Source organism: Exiguobacterium sp. s57, assembly GCF_018617685.1.
GTDB classification, from domain to species: Bacteria; Bacillota; Bacilli; order Exiguobacteriales; family Exiguobacteriaceae; genus Exiguobacterium; species Exiguobacterium marinum.
Map to the genome: position 1 here is coordinate 187645 of NZ_JACSKR010000003.1, position 22180 is coordinate 209824.

At 49.7% G+C, this 22180-nt stretch carries 20 protein-coding genes and 1 other annotated feature; all 20 genes read left to right on the forward strand.

All coding sequences use genetic code 11. The annotated features are described in order from the left end of the window. The 20 genes from sdhB (at position 1) to KNO98_RS09485 (ending at position 22170) form a co-directional block, all read left to right on the forward strand. On the forward strand, positions 1 to 789 hold the full coding sequence (gene sdhB, locus KNO98_RS09390) for a succinate dehydrogenase iron-sulfur subunit (RefSeq protein WP_193343274.1): 789 nt from the start codon (positions 1 to 3) through the stop codon (positions 787 to 789). 8 nt (positions 790 to 797) lie between these two features. After that, positions 798 to 1238, forward strand: a complete 441-nt coding sequence (locus KNO98_RS09395) for an acyl-CoA thioesterase (protein ID WP_214700626.1) — start codon at positions 798 to 800, stop codon at positions 1236 to 1238. A 74-nt stretch (positions 1239 to 1312) separates the two neighbouring features. Then, complete coding sequence (locus KNO98_RS09400; protein ID WP_026826523.1) at positions 1313 to 1576, forward strand: phosphocarrier protein HPr; 264 nt, start codon at positions 1313 to 1315, stop codon at positions 1574 to 1576. Between the two features lie 112 nt (positions 1577 to 1688). Further along, positions 1689 to 2492 (forward strand): glutamate racemase, encoded by an 804-nt coding sequence (gene racE / locus KNO98_RS09405; RefSeq protein ID WP_251129215.1) that lies wholly within the window; start codon positions 1689 to 1691, stop codon positions 2490 to 2492. Beyond that, positions 2485 to 3234, forward strand: a complete 750-nt coding sequence (rph, locus tag KNO98_RS09410) for a ribonuclease PH (protein WP_214700628.1) — start codon at positions 2485 to 2487, stop codon at positions 3232 to 3234. Before racE ends, rph begins: the two co-directional genes overlap by 8 nt. Then, on the forward strand, positions 3231 to 3821 hold the full coding sequence (locus KNO98_RS09415) for an XTP/dITP diphosphatase (protein WP_214700630.1): 591 nt from the start codon (positions 3231 to 3233) through the stop codon (positions 3819 to 3821). The genes rph and KNO98_RS09415 overlap by 4 nt, the downstream gene beginning before the upstream one ends. Before the next feature lie 5 nt (positions 3822 to 3826). After that, positions 3827 to 4339: a metallophosphoesterase family protein gene (locus KNO98_RS09420; protein WP_026826519.1), complete on the forward strand. Its 513-nt coding sequence runs from the start codon at positions 3827 to 3829 to the stop codon at positions 4337 to 4339. Between the two features lie 543 nt (positions 4340 to 4882). Continuing rightward, positions 4883 to 5794, forward strand: coding sequence for a hypothetical protein (locus tag KNO98_RS09425; RefSeq protein ID WP_214700631.1), 912 nt, complete (start codon positions 4883 to 4885; stop codon positions 5792 to 5794). 89 nt (positions 5795 to 5883) lie between these two features. Beyond that, positions 5884 to 7176 (forward strand): trigger factor, encoded by a 1293-nt coding sequence (tig, locus tag KNO98_RS09430; protein WP_026826517.1) that lies wholly within the window; start codon positions 5884 to 5886, stop codon positions 7174 to 7176. Positions 7177 to 7387: 211 nt separating this feature from the next. Beyond that, positions 7388 to 8656 carry an ATP-dependent protease ATP-binding subunit ClpX gene (gene clpX, locus KNO98_RS09435; protein WP_026826516.1) on the forward strand — a complete coding sequence of 423 codons (1269 nt, stop codon included), beginning with the start codon at positions 7388 to 7390 and terminating at the stop codon, positions 8654 to 8656. 73 nt (positions 8657 to 8729) lie between these two features. Next, the gene (lon, locus tag KNO98_RS09440; protein WP_214700633.1) at positions 8730 to 11030 is read left to right on the forward strand and encodes an endopeptidase La; all 2301 of its coding nucleotides are present in this window, start codon (positions 8730 to 8732) and stop codon (positions 11028 to 11030) included. Beyond that, positions 11031 to 11624 carry a ribosome biogenesis GTP-binding protein YihA/YsxC gene (gene yihA / locus KNO98_RS09445; RefSeq protein ID WP_214700635.1) on the forward strand — a complete coding sequence of 198 codons (594 nt, stop codon included), beginning with the start codon at positions 11031 to 11033 and terminating at the stop codon, positions 11622 to 11624. Positions 11625 to 11735: 111 nt separating this feature from the next. Next, positions 11736 to 12905: an AI-2E family transporter gene (locus tag KNO98_RS09450; RefSeq protein ID WP_214700636.1), complete on the forward strand. Its 1170-nt coding sequence runs from the start codon at positions 11736 to 11738 to the stop codon at positions 12903 to 12905. Positions 12906 to 13087: 182 nt separating this feature from the next. Then, positions 13088 to 14434 (forward strand): glutamyl-tRNA reductase, encoded by a 1347-nt coding sequence (hemA, locus tag KNO98_RS09455; protein WP_026826512.1) that lies wholly within the window; start codon positions 13088 to 13090, stop codon positions 14432 to 14434. Positions 14435 to 14486: 52 nt separating this feature from the next. Beyond that, positions 14487 to 15404, forward strand: coding sequence for a hydroxymethylbilane synthase (gene hemC / locus KNO98_RS09460; RefSeq protein WP_026826511.1), 918 nt, complete (start codon positions 14487 to 14489; stop codon positions 15402 to 15404). 25 nt (positions 15405 to 15429) lie between these two features. Then, complete coding sequence (locus KNO98_RS09465; RefSeq protein ID WP_214700638.1) at positions 15430 to 16062, forward strand: uroporphyrinogen-III synthase; 633 nt, start codon at positions 15430 to 15432, stop codon at positions 16060 to 16062. Continuing rightward, positions 16059 to 17039 (forward strand): porphobilinogen synthase, encoded by a 981-nt coding sequence (gene hemB / locus KNO98_RS09470; RefSeq protein WP_015881120.1) that lies wholly within the window; start codon positions 16059 to 16061, stop codon positions 17037 to 17039. The genes KNO98_RS09465 and hemB overlap by 4 nt, the downstream gene beginning before the upstream one ends. Then, complete coding sequence (hemL, locus tag KNO98_RS09475) at positions 17036 to 18340, forward strand: glutamate-1-semialdehyde 2,1-aminomutase (protein WP_026826509.1); 1305 nt, start codon at positions 17036 to 17038, stop codon at positions 18338 to 18340. Before hemB ends, hemL begins: the two co-directional genes overlap by 4 nt. 47 nt (positions 18341 to 18387) lie before the next feature. Next, positions 18388 to 18609: a binding site (T-box leader), on the forward strand. A gap of 59 nt (positions 18610 to 18668) precedes the next feature. Then, positions 18669 to 21320: a valine--tRNA ligase gene (locus tag KNO98_RS09480; RefSeq protein WP_214700639.1), complete on the forward strand. Its 2652-nt coding sequence runs from the start codon at positions 18669 to 18671 to the stop codon at positions 21318 to 21320. A gap of 94 nt (positions 21321 to 21414) precedes the next feature. Next, the gene (locus KNO98_RS09485) at positions 21415 to 22170 is read left to right on the forward strand and encodes a hypothetical protein (protein ID WP_214700641.1); all 756 of its coding nucleotides are present in this window, start codon (positions 21415 to 21417) and stop codon (positions 22168 to 22170) included. Positions 22171 to 22180: the final 10 nt, after the last annotated feature.

A 22180-nucleotide genomic window follows, 5' to 3' on the forward strand; every position in this document is an offset into this window, starting at 1 on the left:
ATGCAATCTGAACAAAAAGACATCCGTTTCATCATCGAACGCCAAGATGGACCGGACCAAGCGACGTATACTGAAGAATTCACGGTTCCGTACCGTCCGAACATGAACGTCATCTCGGCATTGATGGAAATCCGCCGTAACCCGGTCAACGCGAACGGGGACAAGACGACACCGATCAACTGGGATATGAACTGTCTCGAGGAAGTGTGTGGTGCCTGTTCGATGATCATCAACGGGAAGCCACGCCAATCGTGTACAGCACTTGTCGATAAACTTGAGCAACCGATTCGTCTTGCACCGATGAAGACGTTCCCGGTCATCCGTGACCTTCAAGTCGACCGTCAACGTATGTTCGACGCGTTGAAAAAAGTGAAGGCATGGGTCCCAATCGATGGCACATACGACCTCGGTCCAGGACCGCGTATGCCGGAGAACAAACGCCAATGGGCGTATGAACTATCGAAATGTATGACTTGTGGGGTTTGTCTTGAAGCATGTCCGAACGTGAACGACAAATCGGACTTCATCGGTCCAGCGGCTATTTCGCAAGTTCGACTCTTCAACTCACACCCAACAGGTGCCTTCCACGCGGAAGATCGCCTCGAGGCACTCATGGAAGACGGAGGCATCATGCAGTGCGGAAACGCACAAAACTGTGTCGAAGTTTGTCCAAAAGGCATCCCGCTCACGACGTCGATTGCTTCGATGAACCGTCAAACGACGCTTCACTCGTTCAAACAGTTCTTCGGTAGTGACAAAGGTCGCACCGGTTCTGCGGTCGAGGCGTAAGCGAGCCGATGACCAAGTACTTTCGAGAGCCGGGTTGGGAAACAAGTGTCAAAGCAGGGATCGCGCTCGATGTGAAAGTTCGATTTTCTGAATGCGATCCATATGGTCACATGAATAACACAATTCCGTTCATCTATTTTGAAGATGCGAGAATCGAGTTGTTAGAGGCGACAGGTTTCTCCTTGAAGGATGGATTTGTTGTCGTCGCCGATGCGCAATGTGACTATGTTCGACAAGTCATGCCACGTCAACAGCTGACCGTGCATGCCAATATCTTGACGGTCGGAAATACTTCATGTGATATTCATTACGGGGCGTATGACGGAGACCGACTTTTATTCGCAGGACGGACAAGCCTTGTTCATTTGTCGAAAGAAGGTCGTCCTATGGAATGGGCTCCGGAATATAAAAATCGCTTGCAGAATTTTTGCGAATCCGCTATCATTTGATAATGAGTTCACAAACAAAAAATATTCTGCCGGTTCGCCTGTAGAATTGAATTTTGAAGGGAGACCATCATCTCATGGAAAAAACGTTCACAGTCGTTGCTGATTCAGGAATTCACGCTCGTCCAGCTACTCAGCTTGTTAACACAGCATCTAAGTTCCAATCAGACATCAACCTCGAGTACAATGGCAAAACAGTTAACTTGAAATCGATCATGGGTGTACTTTCACTCGGAATCGCAAAAGATTCTACAATCAAGATCACTGCTGAAGGTGAAGATGCAGGAGAAGCGATCAAAACGCTTTCTGACATGCTCACTAGCGAAGGTCTTGCTCAGTAATTTGGGTAAGGGACGAGGCGCCATTGGCGACCTCGTCTTTTTTTGTCATGGGAACGTTTCTTTTTCCGTCCGATGTTTTTTGATAAGATAGGTGAGAATGGAAGTGATACAAATGAAACGAGCGATTGGAGTCCTCGATTCAGGAGTCGGCGGATTGACAGTAGTCAAAGAATTGATGCGTCAACTCCCTAAAGAGGAAATCATCTATATCGGGGATACGGAACGCTGTCCGTACGGGCCGCGTCCGCACGATGAGATTGAAGCATACACATGGGAACTCATTGAGTTTTTATTAAAAAGAGATGTCAAAATGATTGTCATCGCCTGTAACACGGCGACGGCCGTCGTTTTGAAAGAGGCGAGGAAACGTCTTGATATCCCGGTCATTGGAGTCATCGACCCGGGTGCCCGCGCGGCCGTCAAAGGGACGCGCAACAAACATATCGGTGTCATCGGTACGAAGATGACAATCGAGAGCGGCTCGTATGAGAAGGCGCTCCGTCACGTCGCTGGTGAGGTAGACGTATATTCGCTCGCCTGTCCGCCGTTTGTTCCGCTCGTAGAGGCAGGGGAAGTGTGTGGGGACCGTGTCTATCAAGTAGTGGAAGAGACACTACGTCCACTCCAAACATCCGAGATGGACACGCTCATCCTCGGTTGCACGCATTACCCACTCCTTGCCCCAGTCATTCAAGATGTGGTCGGACCGGACGTCCACCTCATCTCATCTGGTGACGAGACGGCGCTTGAGGTTGCGGCAATCCTTGATTATCAAGAACTCGAGAATGGATTAGATACAGTCCCGACGCATGCTTTTTATGCGACCGGCGACATTGAACTGTTTGACCGACTTGCGAGCGAATGGCTCGGACGTCCGGTCCATGCGGAGAAAGTGGAGGTGACGGGCATTGCGTGACACTAGACGATACGACGAACTGCGCACGGTTGAAATCGTGCCTCATGTAAATAAACATGCGGAAGGGTCTGTCCTTATTTCAATTGGCGATACGAAAGTGATTTGTACAGCGACTGTCGAAGAACGTGTCCCAAACTTCCTACGTGGGAAGCGACAAGGCTGGATCAATGCCGAGTACGCGATGCTACCACGAGCAACCGGGGACCGGACAGTCCGGGAATCGGTACGCGGGAAACAGTCGGGACGAACGATGGAGATTCAACGTTTGATTGCTCGTTCACTTCGGTCGGTCGTTGATTTAGAACGGCTTGGAGAACGAACAATCTGGATTGACTGCGATGTCATTCAAGCGGATGGCGGTACACGTACGGCATCCATCACTGGTGGCTTCTGTGCGCTCGTCTTGGCTGTCGATCGGTTGATACGTCAAGGGAAACTCGAGGACACACCAATTAAAGAAGGTGTAGCCGCGATCTCTGTCGGGCGGACAGACGAACTCGTGCTCGATTTAAATTATTTGGAAGACGCCGCGGCAGAAGTTGATATGAACGTCGTCATGACGGCGGGTGGTCGTTTCGTCGAAGTACAGGGTACTGGAGAAGAGGCGACGTTTACGCTTCAAGAGATGAACGAGATGCTCGGTCTCGCCGAGCGAGGAATCGAATCATTATTCAAGGCGGCTGAAGAAGCACTCGGTGCTTCGTGGTGGTACGTCGGAGAACGTTCGGAGGAGACTTTATGAAGTTGATTATTGCGACACACAATCCTGGAAAAGTGAAGGAACTCGAAGGGATGTTGACCCCGCTCGGGTTCGAGGTCGAGTCACTACTCGACTATCCGAATGCACCGGAAACTGATGAGACTGGTACGACATTCGAAGAAAATGCTGCATTAAAAGCGACAGAGGCGGCTACTTATTTCGGACACGCCGTACTCGCGGACGACTCAGGTCTTGAAGTCGATGCGCTCGACGGGGCGCCAGGTGTGTACTCGGGCCGCTTCGCCGGCCCAGAAAAGTCGGATGAGGCGAACAATGCCCTTCTTCTTGAAAAATTGAACGGGGAAACGAATCGTACGGCCCGTTTTGTTTGTGCGCTCTGTCTGGCGAAACCGACTGGAGAAACGTTGACCGTTCGCGGAACGATTGAAGGGACAATCGGCTACTCGCCACGAGGCGAGAATGGTTTCGGATACGACCCGCTCTTTATCGTCCCATCGCTCCATAAGACAGCGGCAGAACTTGAACGCGAAGAGAAGGCGGTCGTCAGCCATCGTGGACAAGCACTACGGAAGTTGGAGGCAGAAATCACACCATTCATGAAAGGATGAAGCTTATGCGTTTTCTAATAGTGAGTGATAGTCATGGTCTGACCGAAGAACTGACAACGATTTTTGAACGACATGAAGCAGAAATCGATGATGCGTTTCATTGTGGGGACTCACAACTCGCTTTGGTCGATGAACATTTGTTACCGTATCGGACAGTCCGTGGGAATTGTGATTTTGGGGGAGACCTTCCACTCGAGCGAATCGAGACGACAGATGCAGGTACGATTCTGATCGTCCATGGGCACCATCACGACGTCAAATTCGATTTGAATCGTTTGCGATATCGGGCTGAAGAAGTCGGCGCGAACGTCGTCTTGTTCGGTCACTCGCATGTGGCGGGTGCTTTGATCGAGGATGGTGTCGTCTACATCAACCCGGGTTCGATACGAATGCCGCGGGGACGAACGGACAAAACGTATGCGTTACTTGACCTAGAAAAAGGGGAAGCTGCAGTGCGTTTCTATCGCTCGGAGGACGGTTCGCACGTCGAAGATTTGGACATCGTAGGAAAACTATGAGTTTCATATAGGAAATCGATTGACAGGAAACCATTTTTCTATTATAGTTTTCATGTCAATGTCCCAATAGCTCAGCAGGATAGAGCAACGGCCTTCAAGACAAATAGGAGCCTTTATAGGGAAACAGAAACCTATGAAGTGGACGACACTATATCGGTGAAGCCTTAACAGATGATGCTGATGGTAATACCGAGGAAACTCATTCCCGTATAATCGGGTCGAGTTGATTCGAATGGCTACGAACGTAGAGGTAGAATCAATGGAGGGGCATCATGCTCGTGAGGTTCCGTAGAGACTACACGTGTCGCACCTGAAATGGTGAAGATATAGTCCAGACTACAAACAACGCAATGTTGGTGACGAAAGTCATGGTGGTAAGCTAAGCCGTCGGTCGGGGGTTCGAATCCCTCTTGGGACGCTTCCATTTAAAATAGAGATGGTCTCTACGGAGATCATCTCTTTTTTCATTTTCCGGGAAATCGATTGACAAGGAATTGCGTCCTAAAGGAAGATGAAAGAGTATGGAAGAGAGGGTGAGGGAAGATGGAGAAGGAAAAGGACCAAGACTATCCGTTCCCTGGGAATTGGTCGCGTCTGCATAAGATGATTCAAGAGGCGGATGCTTCTGGGGAACGACAGCGGATCGAACCGATTTTATGGGATTGGTATCAGGTGATTCCGGGTGACCCATTTATTTTCATGGAAATCTTCCAATGTGCGATGGAACGACCGGATGATCCGGAAACACTCGAAAAACTACAGGAACTTGTCGCGATTCAGATGACGGAAGCAGAGGAACCGGCCTCTGGTGGGCTTCAGATTGCGCAGTATTACATTATGCGTGACCAACCGTTTGAAGCGGCGCACTGGATTAACCAGTATCTTGAATGGCAAAAAGATAAAGATACGGTCAACACACAGGCGCATCAGGTACTTCAAGTTTTAAAGATGACTGAGTTTCCGGCGGCGATTGCCAAGTTGAAACGGACGTTGACGCGAGGGAGTACAGGGGAGCAAATTGAAGCGTTACAACATGTCCATTTTAATATCGATTCGGTGCTCGACAATGTGCTTCACGAATTGCTCGAGTCGGAGCGACCAAAGCTCATCAAACTGATTGTATTAGAAAAAGCGTTTACCGAGCTTGCGAACATCAAATGGACGGATGGAGAATCGATGAACGAGATGTCGCAAGTAGAGGCGACGGCGCACATTGAGAAGTGGGAGAAGATTGTATTGTCACTTCAAAAATCAGTGGAAGGTGATGAGATCGGAACCCAGTTGTTGATGAATTACATGTACACGCATTATCCGTATGTGCCGGTTCCAACAGAGGATATCGAAGAGTCACTCGCACAAGCGAAACAAGCGATTTTGCATGACAAGGCGGTCGACGGTTTGGCAGCTGCGATTTTAGAGGCGGATCTGCGCTTCACACAGGCGTTATTAGACTAAATCCTTGTGTGCACATAGAGGATTTATGCTATAATACGGATTGTTGTACATTTTTGTACGGTATAAACGAATTGTTGGAGGGACTTAGCATGACAGCAAAATGGGAAAAAACATCAGGTAGCCAAGGCGTACTCACGTACGAAGCTCCTGCAGAAGCTTTTGATAAAGCAGTTGACGCCGCATTTAAAACAGTCGTCAAAGACTTGAACGTGCCTGGCTTCCGTAAAGGTAAATTGCCACGCCCAATGTTCAACAAAATGTATGGAGAAGAAGCACTCTATCAAGATGCACTCGACATTCTCTACCGCGATACAATCCAAGGTGCGGTTGAAGAAGCTGGTTTCGAACCAATCGCGCTCGAAAACATCGATGTAGACGGCACGCTCGAGAAAGGCAAACCAGTCGCGTTCAAAGTGACATTCGTGGTTGAGCCAGAAGCTGAGCTTGGCGAATACAAAGGTCTTGAGTACGAAGCTGTTGCTACAGAAGTAACAGAAGACGAAGTGACAGCAGAACTTGAAGCACTTCAACAGCAAGGCGCAGAACTCGCTGTTAAAGAAGGTGCAATCGAAAACGGCGATACAGCTGTCTTTGATTTCGCAGGTTTCGCTGACGGTGAGCAGTTCGAAGGCGGCACAGCTGAGAACTACACACTCGAAATCGGTTCTGGTCAATTCATCCCAGGATTCGAAGAGCAAATGATCGGCTTGACTGCTGGTGAAGAAAAAGACGTTGAAGTAACATTCCCTGAAGAGTACCACGCTGAAAACTTAGCGGGTAAACCAGCGACATTCAAAGTCAAACTTCATGAAGTAAAAGCAAAACAAGTTCCTGAACTCGACGACGAGTTTGCAAAAGACATCGACGAGTCTGTTTCTACACTCGATGAGTTGAAAGCAAGCATCCGTGAGCGTTTAGAAGCTGGCAAGAAACAAGAAGCTGAAGGTACGATGCGCGATCAACTCGTCGAGCAGGCAACTGCGAACGCGACAATCGACGTACCACAAGTTCTCGTTGACCAAGAAGTAGACCGCATGGTACAAGAGTTCGGTTCACGTGTATCTTCACAAGGAATCGACCTTAACATGTACTTCGAACTCACTGGTACTTCTGAAGAAGCAATGCGTGAAGAGATGAAAGAGCAAGCTGAAGAGCGTGTTAAAGCTCGTCTCGTCTTGAAAGCAATTGCTGACAAAGAAGAAATCGAAGTATCTGACGAAGATGCTGAGAAAGAACTTGAAGAAATGTCTAAACTTTACAACATCGCACCAGACCAACTCCGTACGATGCTCGCTCCACAAGGCGGTCTTGAGACACTTAAAGGTGACCTCAAATTCCGTAAAGCGATTGACATCCTCGTTGAAAACGGTAAAGCAAAGTAAGTTGATATTCGAAGGGACGACTGCCTAGCGGTCGTCCTTTTTTCTGTCACAACACATTGCATGTGTAATTCTTTGAAGTCGGAATATGTTCATGCTACAATTATTTCAACGCAGAGATGTAAAATGTTTTTTCGCGGTGCATCGCACCAGAAAATACAAATCGCGATTTATCGCACTTACATCCATTTTCACCACAGAAGGGGTGTATCGAATGTTTAAATTTAACGAGGAAAAGGGGCAACTCAAGTGCTCGTTTTGCGGGAAATCGCAAGAACAAGTCCGTAAACTAGTCGCCGGTCCTGGCGTATACATTTGCGATGAGTGTATCGAACTTTGCAATGAAATCGTTGAGGAAGAGCTCGGTGTCGAGGAAGAAGTCGAATTCAAAGACATTCCGAAACCACAAGAAATCCGCAATGTGCTAGATGAATATGTCATTGGACAAGATCGTGCGAAACGTTCACTCGCCGTCGCTGTCTATAACCACTATAAACGCATCAATGCAGGTGGACGTGCAGATGACGTCGAACTTGCGAAGTCGAACATCGTCATGATTGGACCAACAGGTAGCGGGAAGACGCTCCTCGCCCAAACGATGGCACGCATCTTGAACGTCCCGTTCGCAATCGCGGATGCGACGAGTTTGACAGAAGCGGGTTACGTCGGTGAAGACGTCGAGAACATCTTGCTCAAGTTGATTCAAGCAGCTGACTATGATGTCGAGAAAGCCGAAAAAGGAATCATCTATATCGATGAGATTGATAAGATTGCCCGTAAGTCTGAAAACCCATCGATTACGCGTGACGTATCCGGAGAAGGGGTTCAGCAAGCACTTCTTAAAATTCTTGAAGGTACGACAGCAAGCGTTCCGCCACAAGGTGGACGTAAGCATCCGCATCAAGAATTCATCCAAATCGATACAACGAATATTCTCTTCATCGTCGGCGGTGCATTCGCCGGTATTGAATCGGTCGTTAAACGACGCGTCGGGAAAAAAGTGATCGGGTTTGGGAATGATCAAGAAAACCGCGAGTTAACGCAAGAAGACTTGCTCGCCCGCGCACTCCCTGAAGACCTTCAAAAATTCGGTTTGATTCCAGAGTTCATCGGTCGTCTGCCAGTTATGGCTACGCTCACGACACTCGATGAGGAAGCACTCGTCGAAATCTTGACGAAACCGAAAAATGCACTCGTTCGTCAGTACGTGAAGATGCTAGAACTTGACGATGTCGAACTTTCGTTCACAGACGAGGCGTTGATCGAGATTGCCAAACTTGCGATCAAACGTAAGACTGGTGCTCGCGGTCTCCGCTCGATTATCGAAGAAATGATGCTCGATGTGATGTTTACCGTCCCATCGCGTGACGATATCGAGAAAGTCGTCATCACGGATGAAACAATTACGGGTCTTGCCGGTCCGAAATACGTCCTTCGTGATGGTACTGTCGAACAGACAGGGGATAACAAAGAGACAGCATAATTCTTTTAAGAAAGAAGGCTCAAACACTCGGCATATCCGAGTTTTGGGCCTTTTTGCACAGGAGGCGTAGTAGATGGAAAAATTACCAATCCTTCCTTTGCGAGGAGTCGTCGTATATCCGCTCATCGGTGTGACCATTGATGTTGGACGCCCGTTATCGCTTCGGGCGCTCCTTGCCGCAAAGGAACATGAGACAGATTTAATTGTCGTTACCCAAAAAGAAACAGGGAACGAGTCCCCAGAACCGGAGGACCTATATGCAATTGGAACGCGTGTCCATATCGCGAAGATGAGCGAATTGTCGAATGAGACACTTCGGGTGCGCATCGTCGGGAAAGAGCGCGTTCGCGTCGATTCAATCGAATCGACGGATGAAGGTTGGTTTGCCAACATTGAACCTGTTGAACTTACAGAAGGGGAAGAGGTCGAACGAACGGCACTTGTCCGTCTGCTAAAAGAACAGTTCGGAAAACTAGTTGCGAACATTAAAGGAATGTCACCCGATGAGCGTCGTCGCTTTGAAATGTATGAACGGCTCGAATCACTCACGGACTATATCACGTCAAAACTCGATGTCGATGTCGAACTTCGCCAGGCGATGCTCGAAGAAGCGGATGCGGTCAAGCGCGGACTCGAACTACTTGAAATCATTGCCCATGAAGTCGAAGTGATCGAACTTGAGCAAGAGATGCGTGAGCGGACGAAGAAGTCGATTGAGCAGGCGCAGCGCGAATATTACTTACGAGAACAAATGAAGACGATTCAACAAGAGCTCGGCGACCAAACGCAAGAGTCTGAGCCGAATCGGCTTCGGGAGAAGTTAGAGGCGCTCGACTTGCCAGAAACGACACGGAAGAATGTCATGCGTGAAGCGGAACGATTGAACGTCGTACCGCAAACATCTCCAGAGTACGCGGTCATTCGTAACTATCTCGACTGGTTCGTGTCACTACCGTGGGGCATTGAGACGGAAGATAAGCTTGACGTGAAACACGCGGCGGATGTTCTCGATGACGACCATTATGGCTTGGAGTCGGTAAAAGACCGAATCCTCGAGTACTTGGCCGTCCGACAATTGACGAATTCGCTCCGAGGACCAATCCTCTGTCTCGCGGGGCCTCCGGGAGTCGGGAAGACGTCGCTTGCCCGCTCGATTGCATCAGCACTTGAACGTCACTTCGTTCGCGTCTCCCTTGGTGGAGTACGCGATGAAGCGGAAATCCGAGGACATCGTCGTACGTATATCGGCGCGATGCCAGGGCGGGTCATTCGTGGGTTAAAGCAAGCGGAAAGTAAGAACCCGGTCTTCTTGCTTGATGAGATCGACAAGATGGCTTCTGACTTTAGAGGCGACCCGGCGTCAGCGATGCTCGAAGTGCTCGACCCGGAACAGAACGTCTCGTTCTCGGACCATTATATCGAAGAACCGTTTGACTTATCGAACGTCCTTTTCATCGCGACGGCGAATGATGTTTCACAAATTCCGGCACCGCTCCTTGACCGGATGGAGCTCATCCAAATCGGAGGCTACACAGAGCACGAAAAAGTGGAAATTGCGAAACGCCATCTCGTGCCGAAACAGCTGAAAGAACATGGGTTGAAGAAAAGTCAACTGACCATTAAAGAAGATGCGCTTTATGAGGCCGTGCGCCGCTACACACGTGAAGCTGGCGTGCGTAACTTGGAACGCGTCATCGGATCACTCTGCCGAAAAGCGGCGAAACAAATCGCTATCGGTGAGAAAAAACGCGTCACGATTTCGAAAAAAGCAATCATCACGTATCTCGGAAAACCAAAGTATCGTTACGGAAAAGGTGAGACAGAGGATTCGATCGGTGCAGTGACGGGTCTTGCGTATACTGCCTTCGGTGGAGACACGCTCACCATCGAAGTGGCGCTCGCCCCAGGGAAAGGTAAGCTCCAGTTGACCGGTAAACTCGGCGACGTCATGCAGGAGTCAGCGCAGACAGCGTATAGCTATGTCCGTGCAAATGCAGAGCGGTTCGAGATTGATCCGACGTTCTATGAGCGACAAGATATCCACATTCACGTCCCTGAAGGCGCCGTGCCGAAAGATGGACCGTCGGCCGGGATTACAATCGCGACGGCACTGATTTCCGCACTGACCGGTAAAAAAGTTCATCGCGACGTCGGTATGACAGGCGAAATCACGCTCCGTGGACGCGTCTTGCCGATTGGTGGGTTAAAAGAAAAAGCGCTCGCCGCTCATCGGGCCGGATTGACGACAATCGTCATTCCGAAAGATAATGAGCGAGACATCGATGACATTCAAGAGACGGTACGTGAGAAATTGACGTTCGTTCCAGTGACGACACTCGATGAAGTACTAGATGTAGCATTTGGAGGAAATTAAATGAAAATCAACAAAGCAGAGTTTGTGACGAGTGCCGTCGCGCCAGACCATTATCCGGTCCATGAGCTGCCGGAAGTGGCACTTGCCGGCCGGTCGAACGTCGGGAAGTCGTCGTTCATCAATAAGATTTGTCAACGAAAGGCGCTTGCGCGCACGTCTTCAAAACCAGGAAAGACACAAACACTCAACTTCTTCAACATCAATGATGAAATCATGTTCGTTGACGTTCCAGGTTACGGATACGCGAAAGTATCAAAGACGGAGCGAGAGAAGTGGGGCGTTATGATGGAACAATATTTGACGAGCCAAGAGGCGCTTCGTGGCGTTGTCCTACTCGTCGATATCCGTCATGAGCCGACCGGTGATGATGTGACGATGTACAACTTCTTGAAACACTATGAGATTCCGGTCATCGTCGTTGCGACGAAGCTCGATAAAATCAAGAAGGGTCAACGTCAAAAACACGAAGCGGCAGTGAAACGCAAGCTTCAATTTGACCCATCAGATCGTTTTGTCGCCTTTTCAGCTGAAACGGCGGAAGGAAAAGACGAGGCGTGGAAAGCGATTTATGCACTCATCACAGATGGTGAATAAGAGAAAGGGCGAAGGGATTCCTTCGTCTTTTTGTTTTTCTAATCCCCCAAGCGGGTAATTATCGTATAATCATAGTTAGTACATAGTCATAATTGCAAATGAGGTGGAGAGATGCAACGCATGTTTGAAAGCAAATGGTACCGCGCCCTCTTTTGGACGCTGACCATCTTTTTAGTTATTTGGGTCGGAACACAGATTTCATTTGTGTTTGAGCCGGTCCAAGTTATTTTGGCACTCGTCACCGTGCCGCTTATTATCTCTGGGCTCTTCTTCTACTTTTTGGTCGGCATCGTCGACTTTTTAGAAAAACGCTTGAAAGGGAAAAGAACGTTAGCTGTTGCGATTACACTGATTGGTCTCGTCCTGATTTTTACCATTGTCTTCAGTGTTCTCGGACCGGTTTTAGGCGAACAAATCACATCGCTCGTCAATGCGATGCCGAGTATCGCAAAAGAACTTCAACAACAAGCGTTCGCCGTACGTGACTCACTCCTTCAGAATGAGTTTCTGTCACGCTTCATGGCGCAAAACGATGAGGTGTTCCGCAATTTGACGACGAACATCACGTCATATTTGGGAGACTTGTTCGGAAATATCGCATCGTCATTCGGTCAAGTGATTGGGTTTGTAACGTCAGCCGTCATCACAATCGTCGTCATCCCGTTCATGCTTCTCTATATGTTGCTTGACGGTAAACGTCTGCCCGATGCGATTGTCAAACTGCTCCCGTCGAATTATGAAAAAGAAACACGCCATATCTTGCACGATATGCACGAAACGGTCCGAAACTATGTGAATGCACAATTACTCGTCGCGTTCTTCGTCGGGATCACCTCGTTCATCGGTCTTTTGATTATCGACGTAGATTACGCCATCTTGCTTGCGCTTTTCATGATGGTGACGAATATCATCCCGTATGTCGGTCCATTCTTAGGGGCTGCACCGGCGGTCGTCGTCGCGTTCATTCAAGATCCGATTAAAGTTCTTTGGGTCATCGTCGTCATTATCATCGTTCAGCAAATTGAGTCAAACGTCATCTCGCCACTCATTCAAGGGAAGTCCTTGAAAGTGCACCCACTCACGATTATCATCGTCTTGCTTGTGGCCGGGAATTTGGCAGGTATTATCGGGATGCTCATTGCTGTACCGTTCTATGCGGTTGCTAAAACAGTTGTTCAGAATATCGTTCGCATCTATAAATTAAGGGAACGCGAACAATATTTAGAAAGTGAAGAGACGGAAAGTACGATAATTACGGAGCCAAACGCGCCAAATTCATAAGAAAGAGTGTAGAAATGGAGTTTCTCCATTTCTACTTCTTTTTGTCACAAAAAGTTCTTATTTTATTTCAGGAAAATCAAACAGAAGATTATAGTTCCTAGATAAAAATTGCTATAATGTACCGTAGAGATTGAAAAAGAAGAGACAACCGTCGGTGGATTTTAGATGAGGGGAAGAGATACATGCATATTGTCGTCGTTGGACTAAATAACAAGACAGCCCCTGTCGCGATTCGAGAGCAGTTCTCGTTTGGGGAGCAAGAAATCGTGGATGCGATGATTGCACTTCGCGAAGAGAAGAGCATTTTCGAGTCAGTTATTTTGTCTACGTGTAACCGGACGGAGTTGTACGTCGTGACAGATCAACTCCATACGGGACGTTATTACACGAAACGTTTCTTGGCGAACTGGTTCAATCTAGAGATGGAGCAGTTCACACCATACTTGTCGATTCGAGAAGGGGAAGAGGCGATTCGTCACCTGTTCCGTGTCACATCGGGCCTTGACTCGATGATCATCGGGGAAACACAAATTTTAGGTCAGGTGAAGACAAGTTTCTTCCGTGCCCAAGAGTATGGAACGACGGGAACCGTCTTCAACAAATTGTTTAAAGAAGCGGTCACACTCGCCAAGCGCGCCCATACGGACACACAAATTGGGGAAATGTCTGTATCGGTCAGCTCAGCTGCCGTGACGCTCGCACAAGAGATGTACCAACAGCTCGAGGACAAGCAAGTTGTCGTTGTCGGAGCCGGAGAAACGGGTGAACTCACGACACTCAACTTGTTCGAAGCGGGTGCCAAACAAATCGCCGTCTTCAACCGAACAGAGAGTAAGGCGAAAGCCGTCGCAGACAAATTTAAAGGTCGTGCTCATTCCATTCGTGAAATCGCGTGTGGATTACTTGATGCCGATATTTTAATCAGTTCGACCGGAGCGAAAGATGCCGTCATTGGATATGACGATGTGGCGGCGGCACAACTGTTACGCCGTGAACGTCCACTTCTTCTCATTGACATCGCTGTGCCGCGAGATATCGATCCAGCGGTCGCGACACTTCCGGGTGTTCATTTGTTTGATGTCGATGATTTGAATGGAATCGTCAACAAAAATCTTGAGGCACGTCTCATCGAAGCTGAGAAAATTGAGATGAAAATTGATGAAGCGATTCAAGAGTTCCAAACATGGCTCGTCACACTTGGAGTCGTGCCGATCATGAACGAGTTGCGTGCTCGTGCCCTTGATATTCAAGAAGACACGATGACAAGTCTAGAGCGAAAGCTCGACCACTTGTCTGCGCGAGACAAAAAAGTCATCGGGAAGCATATGAAGTCAATCATTAACCAAATGCTTCGTGACCCGATTGACTATATTAAAGACGCTGCGGCACAGCCGGATGCAAACGTTCGGATCGCACAGTTTGTCGAAACATTCGACCTCGATGTCGAGTTACCAAAGCAATCAATAGAAGAAGTGGAAGAAACAGATGCTACTTCTGCCAAAGCACCACTTCGCGCATTGATGCGCTAACAAGACAAAAAGGCGACATGTGTCGCCTTTTTCTATGAAGGAGAGACTCAACATGCGGAAAATTATTGTCGGCTCACGCCGTTCCCAACTCGCCATGACCCAAACGAAATGGGTCATCGATCAATTGAAGCAAGCTGGAGCAAAAAACGAATTTGAAATTAAAGAAATTGTGACGAAAGGAGACCAAATCGTCGACGTCCAACTTTCGAAAGTCGGTGGGAAAGGTCTGTTCGTCAAAGAGATTCAACAACAGATGATTGATGGGGACATCGATTTCGCCGTACACAGTATGAAAGATGTTCCGGCTGAGCTTCCGGAAGAACTCTATATCAGCTGTATGCCGAAACGTGTTGACGCTCGTGACGTTCTCATCTGTGAGAATGGCTATACGTTCGACACACTTCCGAAAGGAGCGATCGTCGGAACGAGCTCTCTCCGTCGTGGGGCACAGATTTTGGCGGCACGTCCCGACCTTGAGATTCAATGGATTCGCGGAAACATCGATACTCGTCTGAAAAAATTGGATTCGGAGAACTATAACGCCATCCTGCTCGCGAAAGCAGGGCTTGAACGGATGGGATGGATGGATCGTGTCGACTTTGAAGCGCTCGACCCAGATTTGATGGTACCTGCAGTAGGACAAGGTGTGCTTGCCATCGAGAGCCGTAAGGACGATGCAGAAGTGACGGCAGTGCTTCAACTCTTGCATGATGATGTGACGGCGAAAGCTGCGACAGCGGAACGTACTTTCTTGAAAGCGATTGAAGGAAGTTGTCACGTACCGGTCGGTGGTTACGCGACCGTCGACGGTGACGACGTAACACTCACAGGCCTCATCGCGTCAGTGGACGGAAAAGAAGTGCTTCGTACGACAAAAACATCAACGGACGGGATTGCACTCGGACTGGACGTCGCAGAAGAATTGCTTGAACGTGGCGGACGCGAAATCCTCGCCTCGGTCAATGAGTGACCTCTGGTACACGGGAACGAAACGAATGACCGCTTCGCAACGGGCGCTGCTCGAGGCGAGCGGTCTTTCCGTTCATCATGTCCCGCTTATTCAAACGAGAGAAACGCATGTACCGCCACCCTTAGAACGATTCGACTGGCTCGTCGTCACGAGTCAAAACGCGGTACCCGCACTTCGAGATTTGACGCGGGACGTGAAAGTCGCCGCTGTAGGAGAGAAGACGAAACGAGCACTTGAAGCAGAAGGCTATACTGTCACGCTCATGCCGGAAACATTTACCGGTGAGGCACTCTTTCAGCAGTTGCGTGACGTCGCCTCAAAGGATGACATCGTTTTGTTCGCGCGCGGCAATTTGGCGAATACGTCCCATATGGCAATGTTGCATCATGTATATGACTGGGTCGTCTACGAGACAATCCCTGTCCAACTGAAACCGGTGCAACAACATCAACTCGAGACGGTGAAGGCGCTGCTCGTTTTGAGCCCGTCGGCCGTCGATGCACTCGTACCCCATCTGTCCCACTTTAACGGGACATGGTACGCCATTGGCGAAGTGACCGAGCGTGCCGTACGACAAGTGTCGACATTACCGGTCCGAGTGCCAGAATGTTATACTATGGATGCATTAATACAGTGTGTAGGGGAGGATTTTTCATGAACCAGTTTGACCGTCACCGTCGTCTTCGCTCATCGAAGTCGATGCGTGCCCTCGTACGTGAAAATCATGTTCGAAAAGAAGATTTGATTTACCCGCTCTTCATCATTGAAGGGACTAACATTAAACGTGAAGTCAGCTCGATGCCTGGCGTCTTCAATTATTCACTTGACCGACTCGAAGAAGAAATTAAAGAAATCGTCGACCTCGGTCTTCAATCCGTGCTCTTGTTCGGTGTACCAGAACATAAAGACCCGGAAGGCAGTGAAGCGTATCACGACCACGGCATCGTCCAAGAAGCAATCCGTAAAGTGAAAGAGTGGGCGCCACAGCTCACGGTCATCGCCGATACGTGCCTCTGTGAGTACACGTCGACAGGTCACTGTGGCCTCGTGAAGGACGGGGACGTCGATAACGACGCGTCACTTCCACTTCACGTCCAGACAGCAATCACACAAGCGCAGGCGGGTGCAGATATCATTGCGCCGAGTTCGATGATGGACGGATTCGTTGCAGCCATCCGAGAAGGTCTCGATCAAAACGGATTCAGCCATATCCCGATCATGAGCTATGGCGTCAAATATGCGTCTGCTTATTACGGACCGTTCCGTGACGCAGCCCAATCGGCTCCAGGTGAAGGCGATCGTAAAGGATATCAGATGGACCCGGCGAACCGTCGCGAGGCGTTCCGCGAGTCGCAATCGGACGTGGAGCAAGGTGCCGATTTCATGATCGTCAAACCGGCTCTCGCGTTCATGGATATCATCCGTGACATGCGCGACTCACTCGATATGCCAATCGTGGCGTATAACGTGAGCGGAGAGTATGCGATGATTAAAGCCGCATCACTCAACGACTGGGTCGACGAAGAACGCATCGTCATGGAGACGATGGTCGGATTCAAACGTGCCGGTGCCGACCTCATCGTCACGTATTTCGCAAAAGACGTCTGTCGCTATTTGGAAGGAGACTACGCATGACATATAACCAAACGCGCTCACAAGAAGCGTTCGAACAAGCACGCCCACTCATGCCAGGCGGTGTCAACAGTCCGGTCCGTGCCTACAAATCGGTCGGCATGACGCCGATTTTCGCTGAACGCGGTGAAGGTTCACGCGTCTATGACATCGACGGCAACGAGTATATCGATTACGTCCTCTCATGGGGACCACTCATCCTCGGTCACCGTGACCCTGTCGTCACGAAAGCGATTCAAGAACAAGCTGAAAAAGGCTGGACGTTCGGGACGCCGACCGAGCTTGAGACGAAGATGGCAGAACTCGTCATCGACCGCGTCCCATCAATCGAGATGGTCCGCATGGTCAACTCGGGTACGGAAGCGACGATGGCGGCGCTTCGTCTCGCACGCGGCTATACAGGAAAGACAAAGATTTTGAAGTTCGAAGGATGCTACCACGGACACGGTGATTCACTTCTCATTAAAGCAGGGTCTGGTGTCGCGACACTTGGTCTCCCGGACTCACCGGGTGTACCGAAAGAACTCGCAAGCCATACGCTCACCGTTCCTTACAATGATTTGGACGCAGTCCGCGTCGTCTTTGAGAAGTACGGTGACGATCTCGCCGGTGTCATCGTTGAACCCGCAGCAGGGAACATGGGCTTCGTGCCACCACAACCAGGGTTCCTCGAAGGACTCCGTGAAATCACGGAACAAAACGGCGCGCTCCTCATCTTTGACGAGGTCATGACAGGCTTCCGAGTCGGATATAATTGTGCCCAAGGCTACTTTGGCGTCACACCGGACCTCACATGTCTCGGTAAGGTCATCGGCGGCGGACTTCCGGTCGGTGCATACGGTGGAAAACGTGAAATCATGGAACAGATTGCACCGCAAGGTCCGATCTATCAAGCGGGTACGCTCTCGGGTAACCCACTCGCGATGATTGCCGGTTATACGACACTCTCGCAACTGAAACCTGAGCATTACGCCGAGTTCGAGCGTAAGGCAGACCGTCTCGCCGAAGGATTCACGCAGGCTGGTGAAACATACAACATCCCGCACGATACGAACCGTGCCGGCTCGATGTTTGGTTTCTTCTTCACGAACGAGAAAGTGACGAACTTCGAAAAAGCGAAATCGGCGAACCTTGAGATGTTCCGCTCGTACTATCAGAAGATGGCAGCACGCGGCGTATTCTTGCCACCGTCACAGTTCGAGGGCTTATTCCTCTCGACTGCTCATACGGATGAGGATATCGAGAAGACGATCGCAGCGGTCGAAGCGACATTCAAGGAGCTTCAAGAAGAGTTTTCACTCTAATCTTGACTGCTGACGTTTCTGTCGCTACAATTATTTAACAGATACGATGAATTGCTTTGATGAGGAGTAGTACGCATCATTCATTCCTTTTAGAGACGTGACCGCTTGGTGAAAGGTTGCGAGGGATGGACGCGGAAGTCGCCTCGGAGCTGACTTTCTGAATGGAGTAGGAAAGTTCGGTCCATCGACCGTTATTCGATTTTGAGTGCGCCACTTTGTTGGCGAACTAAGGTGGTACCGCGGAAGATTCGGCTTCTTTCGTCCTTAGCGTATAGGACGAGAGAAGCCGTTTTTTGTGTTCACTAATAAGATAGAGGAGGCGCTACACATGGCCCATGAGACAAATGAAATCACCATGCCGACGAAGTACGACCCAAGTGCGACGGAATCGAAATGGTACGACTACTGGTTAGAGAACGATGTATTTAAAGCAGACGAGGACGATTCGAAACAACCGTACACGATCGTCATCCCGCCACCGAACGTTACGGGGAAACTTCACCTCGGTCACGCTTGGGACACGACGCTTCAAGACTTGTTGACACGCCTCAAGCGTATGCAAGGTTATGACGTGCTCTGGCTCCCAGGGATGGATCATGCCGGGATCGCCACACAAGCGAAAGTCGAGCAAAAGCTCCGTGAAGAAGGCGTCATGCGTTACGACCTCGGACGTGAAAAATTCCTCGAGAAGACGTGGGAGTGGAAAGACGAGTACGCGAAGACGATTCGCGACCAATGGTCAAAACTTGGACTCGGCCTCGACTACTCACGTGAACGTTTCACACTCGACGAAGGGCTCTCAAAGGCCGTTCAAGAAGTATTCGTTCGCTTGTACGAAAAAGGTTTGATCTACCGTGGCGAATATATCGTCAACTGGGACCCGGCTCAAAAGACGGCCGTTTCAGATATCGAGGTTATCTACCAAGAAGTCGAGGGTGCGTTCTATCACATGAAGTATCCGCTCGCTGACGGTTCAGGTCACATCGAAATCGCGACGACACGTCCTGAGACGATGCTCGGTGATACAGCGGTTGCCGTCAACCCGAAAGATGAGCGTTACACACACCTCATCGGCAAGACGATCATGCTTCCCGTCATGAACCGTGAGATTCCAATCGTTGCGGACGACTACGTCGACATGGAGTTCGGTACAGGTTGCGTGAAAATCACACCAGCCCACGACCCGAACGACTTTGAAATCGGGAATCGACATGAACTTCCACGCATCCTCGTCATGGACGAAGGCGGGAAGATGAACGAGAACGCAGGCATTTACGAAGGGCTCGACCGCTTCGAATGCCGTAAGCAACTCGTCAAAGACCTAGAGGCAGACGGCACACTCGTGAAGATTGAGCCACACACGCACTCGGTCGGTCACTCAGAGCGTTCTGGCGCAGTCATCGAGCCATACCTTTCGAAACAATGGTTCGTTGATATGGAGCCACTCTCAAAAGCAGCACTCGAAGCACAAGGAAACGACGATACGAAAGTCAACTTCGTCCCAGAACGCTTCGAAGGCACATACCTTCGTTGGATGGAGAACATCCGCGACTGGTGTATCAGCCGTCAACTTTGGTGGGGCCACCGCATCCCGGCTTGGTACCATAACGAGACAGGAGAAGTGTATGTAGGGAAAGAAGCGCCAGCGGACAGTGAGAACTGGACACAAGACGAGGACGTCCTCGACACATGGTTCTCGTCAGCACTCTGGCCATTCTCAACGATGGGTTGGCCGGATACGGACGCACCGGACTTCAACCGTTACTTCCCGACGAGCGCACTCGTCACAGGATACGACATCATCTTCTTCTGGGTATCACGCATGATCTTCCAATCACTCGAGTTCACAGGGAAGCAACCGTTCAACGATGTGCTCATCCACGGTCTCATCCGTGACTCGGAAGGTCGCAAGATGTCGAAATCACTCGGTAACGGCGTTGACCCGATGGAAGTCATCGACCAATACGGAGCGGATTCACTTCGCTGGTTCCTCCTCACAGGATCGACACCAGGGAACGACCTTCGTTTCTATTGGGAGAAGATCGAGTCGACGTGGAACTTCTCGAACAAGATTTGGAACGCGAGCCGTTTCGCCCTCATGAACATGGACGGACTCAAAGTCGAAGAGATTGACCTCACGGGTGAGAAGACGCTTGCCGACAAGTGGATTTTGACTCGTTTGAACGACACGATCGACCAAGTGACACGCCTCGTCGACAAGTACGAGTTCGGTGAAGCCGGTCGTTACTTGTACAACTTCATCTGGGAAGAGTTCTGTAACTGGTACATCGAGATGGCGAAACTGACGCTTTACGGTGAGGACGAAGCAGCGAAGCACACGACCCGTTCGGTCCTCGCGCATACGCTCGATTCGATCATGCGTCTCATGCATCCGTTCATGCCATTCCTCACAGAGGAAATTTGGCAGCACTTGCCGCACGAAGGCGATTCAATCGTTCGTGCGAGCTACCCGACGCGTCGTGACGACCTTCACTTCGCAGATTCGGTTCCAGCATTTGAAGCGGTGATGAACGTCATCCGCTCGGTTCGTAACATCCGTGCCGAAGTGAACGCACCGATGTCGAAAACGATCCAGCTCTTCATCTCGACGAGCGACGATACGACACAAGGTTACTTGAGCGCGAACGAAATGACGATCGGCAAGTTCACGAACGCGACAGAGCTTGAAATCGGACGTGGCCTCACGGCTCCGGACAAGTCGATGTCCGCGATTATGACAGGTGCGGAACTCTTCATCCCGCTCGCAGACTTGATCAACTTCGAAGAAGAAATCGCCCGTCTTGAAAAAGAAGTGGCGAAGTATGAGAAAGAAGTCGAGCGCGTGCAGAAGAAACTCGGAAACCAAGGCTTCATCGCCAAGGCACCGGCTCACGTCATCGACGAAGAGAAAGCAAAAGAAAAAGACTACCTCGACAAGCGTGACGCGGTCCGCGCCCGTTTGGAAGAGTTGCGTAAGTAAGACATGAACCTTCTCTGGAGATTGATTCTCCATAGAAGGTTTTTTTATGTTTTGGTAGAATTTGGAGAGATGGACGTAGAAAAGGGGATATGAGATGAGACGAATCGGGATAATAGGTGTTCTATTATTATGTTTGACAGGGTGTTCGACCCCGGAAAAGGCGAAGTCGGTTGAAACAGATATAGAGAAAATTGAAACGAGTGAAGGATCCCAAGCACCCACGAGTGAATGGGTGGGCACGCTCATTGAAGACGTACCAAAAGGGACCGAATCGTTGACAGATGCGGTAGTTCATCAAATCACGCTTCAATATCAAGATGGATCGGAAGGCCACCTTTCCACAAAGGATGTCATCTATGAGACGACAGTTGGCGACATTGGATTGATTGCGATGGCTCACCCAAACCAAATGCCTTCCTTCGGCGTCTATCACTATTCACGGGACGGGGAATGGGTCATGCATGGGATGAAGCACTTTGGAATCACTGACACTTCCGAAAAAAGAAGCCACGGCTTGGCACTCCCAGAAGATTCGATGTATGCGATCGATAGTGAAATCGATGACGTAGAACGACCGGTAAAACTGTGGACGTTATATGATGAGTCGCAACTAGTCACCATTTTGATGACCAATGCATTCAGCGTGGGCGACGGTGAGCGAATTAATCGTCATGCGGATAAAATGGAACGCTATCGATTGAATCAGTCGAGTGGGAATGGAATCTACTACATCAGTCAAGACAAACTAATTCTCGTAACAGGAAATGTCTCGGAAGAAGATTTACTGGCACTCGCTGACTCGCTACCGGAGCCTTCATCTGTGTCGTTTCCTTTTCGGGATTCAGAATAATATTAAGACC